Origin of the sequence: Blautia sp. MB18-30 (assembly GCF_023669475.1) — a bacterium.
Taxonomy (GTDB): domain Bacteria; phylum Bacillota; class Clostridia; order Lachnospirales; family Lachnospiraceae; genus Blautia_A; species Blautia_A fusiformis.
Genome location: NZ_JAMOYY010000037.1, coordinates 21,802 through 27,801, shown reverse-complemented (window position 1 = coordinate 27,801; position 6,000 = coordinate 21,802). Strand labels below are relative to the sequence as shown.

General features: G+C 41.1%; 5 protein-coding genes and 1 tRNA gene. 5 read left to right on the top strand and 1 reads right to left on the bottom strand.

Features of this window, described 5'->3' with window-relative positions; translation table 11 throughout:
- Positions 1–196: 196 nt before the first annotated feature.
- Together NCY57_RS13710 and NCY57_RS13705 are read left to right on the top strand one after the other, a co-directional pair.
- Positions 197–267: transfer RNA gene (locus NCY57_RS13710), tRNA-Trp, on the top strand.
- A 299-nt stretch (positions 268–566) separates the two neighbouring features.
- On the top strand, positions 567–1,328 hold the full coding sequence (locus NCY57_RS13705) for a hypothetical protein (protein ID WP_250789764.1): 762 nt from the start codon (positions 567–569) through the stop codon (positions 1,326–1,328).
- 379 nt (positions 1,329–1,707) lie between these two features.
- On the opposite strand, the gene NCY57_RS13700 is transcribed toward NCY57_RS13705, so the two are convergent.
- A complete protein-coding gene (locus NCY57_RS13700) occupies positions 1,708–2,301 on the bottom strand; it encodes a 50S ribosomal protein L25 (RefSeq protein ID WP_161209943.1) in 594 nt (197 codons plus the stop codon).
- 648 nt (positions 2,302–2,949) lie between these two features.
- Between NCY57_RS13700 and NCY57_RS13695 the strand changes: the two genes are divergently transcribed.
- The 3 genes from NCY57_RS13695 (at position 2,950) to NCY57_RS13685 (ending at position 5,946) form a co-directional block, all read left to right on the top strand.
- The gene (locus NCY57_RS13695; RefSeq protein WP_173739415.1) at positions 2,950–4,086 is read left to right on the top strand and encodes an ABC transporter ATP-binding protein; all 1,137 of its coding nucleotides are present in this window, start codon (positions 2,950–2,952) and stop codon (positions 4,084–4,086) included.
- Between the two features lie 79 nt (positions 4,087–4,165).
- Positions 4,166–5,029, top strand: a complete 864-nt coding sequence (locus NCY57_RS13690) for a carbohydrate ABC transporter permease (RefSeq protein WP_015525321.1) — start codon at positions 4,166–4,168, stop codon at positions 5,027–5,029.
- Entirely contained in the window at positions 5,029–5,946 is a 918-nt protein-coding gene (locus NCY57_RS13685; protein WP_015525322.1) for a carbohydrate ABC transporter permease, read from the top strand. The genes NCY57_RS13690 and NCY57_RS13685 overlap by 1 nt, the downstream gene beginning before the upstream one ends.
- The last annotated feature ends 54 nt before the right edge of the window (positions 5,947–6,000 follow it).

Sequence of the window (6,000 nt, the reverse complement as noted above, 5' to 3'; positions counted from 1 at the left end):
GACGAGGTAGATAGGGCAGAGGTGGAAGTGTGGTAACACATGGAGCTGACTGTTACTAATCGGGTGAGGGCTTGACCAAGAAACGCAGGTTAAGAATTGATTCAAAGAGTTTGATTAACGATCAACAGGCATGTATGTAGTTTTGAGAGTACAATGTAAAAGAATTTGTGGCCAACAGCCACTTTTTCTTGTATATAGGGGATTGGTCAAATGGTATGATAGGGGTCTCCAAAACCTTTGGTGGGAGTTCGATTCTCTCATCCCCTGCTCCTTAGGAGCCTGAAAGCCTTTAAAATCAAGGCATTCAGGCTCTTTTGTTTTGTCCAAAAAGGGCAGGGTACCAACTTTGGGGCCCTGCCAAAATCCAGACAAAAAGGAGGTTGCACGTCAAAGATTTCTTCCCCCGGTATGATTGTAAATTAGAACATTTTGAGCAAGAATTCATCCGTTAAAGTCTTATGAAGATTAATTATAGAGTTGTCAAAATATAAATTTTTCTATTGATTTATTAGTAAAGGATTTTTTTGATAAATATAATCCAATAATAAATCTTAGAAGAGATGGAAATGAATTACGATGAATTTGTGTCATATTTATTAAAGAAATATGGACCAGCTAAATATGATTATTTTACAAATGCTACTTGTAAAACTAAAAGTAAGCGAATTTCAAGAACTAAAGAAGGGTTATTTTGTCATCATATAGATGAAGATAAAGGCTATATGCTTTCGCATACAGGATGTGCATTAGAACAACCGTTTGAGTACCAAAAAGCAGAACGTCTAGTTTATTGTAATTATATTGAACATTTATTACTTCATATATTGATTGGAAAAAACGCTTTTTGGTCTAAACATCAAAAGTTAATTGTACCTAAGCAATTTTCTTATTTCATTGTTCCAGGTGTTTCTTATATTTGTTCAGAAATAAATTTATTGTATGACCAAAATGGAAGTTCTGTAGAATGGAGAAATAGATGTTTTAAAGAAATAGAAAACAATTTTGAAGATTATATTTACATATTAAATTCATTTATTCAATATATAGTGGACAATTATTCTGGAAATATAAATCAAAAAGAAATTATGGTGGGACAACATCTTATCCACAAAGAGCTGGGAGAAGGTATCATTACTGATATAGATGGTGAAGAAATATTTTCGAAAGTGACTATTCAATTTGCAAATTGTAAGAAGGTCATTTATAGAGATTGGATTGATAAAGGAGATTATCATAAGGAAATAAGGAACATTAAAGAGAACCTTGCTTCCGATACATATAGTAATGTGATAATAAAATCTGTATATAATCGTTTAGTAGTAGAGTGAGGTTAAGAAACAAGGCGAAGCCGATACGCCGTAGGGCAGTTTTTGACGGAGCGTTTATAGATCGCTAACAAAAATTTATTAAGGAGTGTTGATATGTGTCAGGCTGTACAGGAAATGTGTGATGATGCAAGGGCAGAAGGCAGAACACAGGGGTTTACAGAGGGTGAAAGTATTGGGATTCAGAAACAGGCGCTGCTTACAGCATAGAAAATGCTCAAAGACAGCAGATTTACACTGGAAGATATCTCTAATTTTTCCGGGTTGCCGCTGGATGAGATAAAGAAATTACAAATGAAATAACATTCTTAGAATTATGTAAACAAAACCAGGGGATTGCCACCAGGCAATCCCCTGAAATATTTCATATGAAATTATAAAATTATTTCGCTTCAGCTTCAGCGCCTTCAGCGTCCTCATCCTCTTCCGGAGCTGCCTCATATTCACCGATATGAACAACAACTGCATCCTCAGGAGTGATGAAGTGGACGTGTTTGCCTTCCGGGATCGGGAGGTCTTTTACATGGATATCACGGACGTCTGCAGGATAGCCGTTGAAGTCGATGACGATGGTGTCAAGAAGGTTGGACGGATCTGCTTTGTAGTGGATCTCTTCCATCTCCTGCTCAACGATACCCTGAACCATGTCGGTGTGCTCCAGTTTGACAGCGACTGTTGTGGAAACCTTCTCACCGGCTACCAGTGCCTGGAAATCCAGAGCCATCAGCTGTTTTTCAATTGGATTATAGTCAATGTTCTTTACCAGGGCATCAACTTTTTCGCCTTCGATGTCCAAGTAAACCTGTGTACCTTCTTTATTTGCTTTAATGAATTTGGCTGCCTCGGCACCGTTAAACTGAAGTGCTACAGGCTCTTTCATTTCTTTTCCACTAAGAATTCCTGTGACGTAACCCTCACGTCTTAATTTTTTAGCTTTTACATTCGGGTTTCTTTTCTCTGCTTTCAATGTGATCATGTCAAATTCCTCCTCCTGATGCATGGATTCCGGTAATGTTGCTGTTCGCGCTGTTCGCAGTAACACGAATTCTGCATTTCTTTTCTGACTGGGATTATTATAGCACTTCTCGGACGAGGTGGCTAACAAAAAGTTAGAAAATTTAAGAACAATATTTTGTATTGTTTAACTTATGTACAAAACTTCAAGGGTAAAATTAGACAAAAACAAAGCATATATTTGAAATTTTACAGAAAAAATTAAAACAACATAAAAAATTGCACAAATCAAGTGATCATAAAAGCCTGAAAGTTGGCATTTATCTGGAAGAGAGGCAAGTATTAAATATGAATATTCTATTTTTATTTGATTCAGATATGCGAGGAGACGGGAAATATCCATATTGCCGACATATTGGAGAGAGCTGTTGTGATCAATGTAATAAAAATTGGAAGATATGATGCAGGACAGAGATGACGGCGAAAGAAGGTGGCAACATAACGCGATGGGTATTTTACTCTGGAGAAAGAATTTAACGGAATTGCATATAATTTCTGAAACAATTTAACATGCAATTCACAAATCTTTATCTCAATCACGATATCTGAACAGCCGAAAAAATCCTATACTACAAACTATGTGAGCGAGAGAAGAGAAAGGAGATAAGTAATGTCAGAAATTGCACTTAGAAATGTATGTAAGCAATTTGATTCGGAGCATTACGGTGTGAAGGATTTTAATCTTGATATACATGATAAAGAGTTTGTGATCTTTGTAGGTCCGTCCGGATGTGGAAAATCCACCACTTTGCGTATCATCGCAGGCTTGGAGGAGATCACAGACGGTGAGCTGTGGATCGACGGTGAGCTTTCCAATTATCTGGAACCGAAGGAAAGGGGAATGTCCATGGTGTTCCAGAACTATGCCTTATATCCGAACATGACAGTTTATGGAAATATGGCATATGCCCTGAAGATCCGTAAGCTTCCGAAGGATGAGATCGACAGAAAGGTCCATGAGGTGGCAAAGATCCTGGAGATCGACCAGCTTCTTGACCGGAGACCGGCGGCTCTTTCCGGCGGTCAGAAACAGCGAGTTGCCATTGGAAGTGCAATTATCCGGAAGCCGAAAGCCTTTCTCATGGATGAGCCCCTTTCCAATCTGGATGCAAAGCTTCGTGCTCAGATGCGTGTGGAGCTTGTGAAATTACATAAACAGCTGGACACCACCATTATTTATGTAACGCACGACCAAACAGAGGCCATGACTCTTGGGACTAAGATCGTGGTCATGAAGGATGGCTTGATCCAGCAGGTGGGAGCGCCGCAGAGTATTTATGACAATCCGGTAAATCTTTTCGTAGCAGGCTTCCTTGGTTCTCCGTCCATGAACTTTTTCCGGTGTACAGTAAAAGCAGAAGAAAATAATCGCACGGCCCTTCTTCTGGATGATGCCAAAACTGTGAAAAAGGTTTATCTGGATGGAACCAGAGGAAAACAGATCGCAGACAGATATAACGGCAGACACGTGATCCTTGGAATCCGTCCGGAGGATATCTACGAGCTGGACGAGGCGAAAAAGCTTGGTATTGAAAATGAAAGCGTAGATGTAGATGAGCCTGTAGTAAACCGGGAGATGCTGGGAGCGGAAGTGATCCTCTATTTTGATGAGCAGGGCAAAACCCTGGCAGTCCGCTTAAGTCCGGAAAATCAGACACAGGTAGGGGAGAAGGTTTCTCTGTATTTTGATATGGAGAAGGCCCATGTGTTTGATCCGGAGACAGAAGAAAATATTTTTATGTCATGAATTTATGTCACGAAAAAGCTTGAGTGCAGGCAGATCAGCCTGTAGATAGAATCTGATTATGCAAGGAGGAGAAATAGTTATGGAAAATAACAGCAAAAGCAAGATCACACCGTACTTATATCTGGTGCCTTGTATGCTTATTTTTGGAATTTTTCTGTTTTATCCGTTTGTGAAAACAATTTATTTAAGTCTTTACAAGACCAACAAGATGGGACAGGCAAAGCTGTACGTTGGTCTGGGCAATTATAAAGAGCTGCTTCAGTCAGCATCCTTTATCAACAGTTTGAAGGTGACGCTGATCTTTGTGCTGATCGTTGTGGTCGGCGGCATGCTTCTTGGTCTGATCGCAGCAGTGCTTTGTAACAAGGCGTTTCCGGGAATCCGGGTGTTCAGTACATCCTATGCTCTGCCAATGGCTATTGCATCCAGTTCTGCGGCAATGATCTTCCAGATCATGCTCCACCCGGCAGTAGGTATTGTGAATAAGCTTACCGGCCTGGATATCAACTGGCTGAACGATCCGAACACGGCTCTGATCTGCGTAGCCATTCTTACTGCGTGGCTGAACAGCGGGATCAATTTCCTGTATTTTTCCGCAGGACTCGGGAATATTGATGAGACCATTTATGAGAGAGCTTCTGTAGATGGAGCCAGCAGTGTGCAGCAGTTTTTCAGCCTGACGCTTCCGGGACTTTCCCCGATCATGTTTTACACACTGGTGGTAAATATCATACAGGCATTTCAGTCCTTTGGACAGATCAAGATCCTGACAGAGGGTGGTCCTAATGAGTCTACCAATGTTATTGTTTATTCCATTTACAGGGATGCGTTTTTTAACTACCGCTTCGGAAGTGCGGCAGCCCAGTCTGTTATCCTGTTTGTGATCATCATGATCATCACACTGATCATGTTCCGTATTGAGAAGAAGGGAGTGAATTACTGATGAGCCAGATGAAAAATATGGCAGTCCCGGCAGTGGGAAACATGTCAAAAGAGGAGCTTCTGGAGCTGAAAAAAGCTATGAATGCAAAGGCTCTTGCAAAGAGAAGGACAAGAACAGCACTCCGTGTTACGGCAAATGTTGTGTTTGCGGTTCTGATCCTGCTTCCATTGCTTTATGCCATCAGTATTGCACTGATGCCTTCCAGTGAACTGTTTACTACAGAGTTGAATCTCTTTCCCAAGAATCCGACCTTTTCCAACTTTATCAATGCATTCCGCACCGTTCCACTTCTCCGATTCATATTGAATTCCTTTATCATGGCGGGATGCATTACCATCGGACAGATCATTACCTGTTCTCTTGCTGCTTTTGCGTTTTCTTTCCTGGAATTCAAAGGAAAAGGTATTCTCTTCATGGTTGTGATGGCAACCATGATGGTTCCGGGAGAGGCAACGATCATTTCCAACTACCTGACGGTATCAAGCTGGGGAATGCTGGATACTTATCAGGTACTGATCGTGCCTTACCTTACATCCGCAATGGGAATTTTCCTGTTCCGCCAGTTTTACATGACTTTCCCGATCTCACTGTATGAATCGGCAAAGCTTGACGGCTGCAGCAATCTGAAATTTATCGTAAGGATCCTGCTTCCGCTGACAAAATCCGCTATTGGCGCTATGGCAGTGTATACCTTTATCAATGCATGGAATATGTACATGTGGCCGCTGCTTGTAACAGGCTCCAACAATATGCGAACCGTTCAGATCGGTATCAGTATGCTGGATAGTGTGGATTCACAGTCCATCACCCTGATGATCGCAGGCGTTGTTATGATCATCATTCCGTCCATTTCCATTTTTATCGTTGGACAGAAACAGCTGATCAGAGGAATGTTCTCGGGTGCAGTCAAGGGCTGATATCGGAGCAGGCAGCAACCCTGCAGCATCCTGCTGTAAGGGGAAAAATAATGC

Excerpts from the sequence above, each read along its gene's own strand:
- NCY57_RS13705 (WP_250789764.1), top strand. The coding sequence starts at position 567 with ATGAATTACGATGAATTTGTGTCATATTTATTAAAGAAATATGGACCA.
- NCY57_RS13700 (WP_161209943.1), bottom strand. The coding sequence starts at position 2,301 with ATGATCACATTGAAAGCAGAGAAAAGAAACCCGAATGTAAAAGCTAAA.
- NCY57_RS13695 (WP_173739415.1), top strand. The coding sequence starts at position 2,950 with ATGTCAGAAATTGCACTTAGAAATGTATGTAAGCAATTTGATTCGGAG.
- NCY57_RS13690 (WP_015525321.1), top strand. The coding sequence starts at position 4,166 with ATGGAAAATAACAGCAAAAGCAAGATCACACCGTACTTATATCTGGTG.
- NCY57_RS13685 (WP_015525322.1), top strand. The coding sequence starts at position 5,029 with ATGAGCCAGATGAAAAATATGGCAGTCCCGGCAGTGGGAAACATGTCA.